The sequence below is a fragment of the Citrobacter sp. Cs237 genome (assembly GCF_030332325.1).
In the GTDB taxonomy this organism is placed as follows: Bacteria; Pseudomonadota; Gammaproteobacteria; order Enterobacterales; family Enterobacteriaceae; genus Citrobacter_A; species Citrobacter_A sedlakii.
The window spans coordinates 1-396 of record NZ_JAOWIB010000006.1; the positions used below are offsets into that span (position 1 = coordinate 1).

The window sequence follows — 396 nt, forward strand, 5'->3', positions numbered from 1 at the left end:
GCCAAAGGTGACGGTGACGTTCTGGCCGGCTTCCACGTTTGTGGTGGCGCCGGAGAGCGTCAGGTCCGCGCCCTGCTCGGCGGCGTTGATCACGTCGTCGGTGGTCACGCTGTTAATGGTCACCACCGGCGCGGCGGTGTTGACGTTCACATCGTGGGTGGCCGAGCCGCTGTTGCCTGCCGCACTGGTGACGGTCACGGACACAGTGGTGGTGCCGTCGTTCAGCGCGGTGATATCTGCCGCCGGAACGCCAACGCTCCAGTTGCCGGATGCATCCACCACCGTGGTGTAGGTTTTGTTGTTAATGGTGACCACTACCGCATCGCCCGCCGCCGCACCGCTGACGGCGCCGCTGACCATCTGCGTCTGGCCGTGTTCGGCGCTGTTGATGATGTC

1 protein-coding gene is annotated in these 396 nt (G+C 64.9%); it reads right to left on the minus strand.

The features are described from left to right. A partial coding sequence (locus tag OGY07_RS23410; protein ID WP_286597889.1) for an Ig-like domain-containing protein occupies positions 1–396 on the minus strand: 396 nt, incomplete at both ends.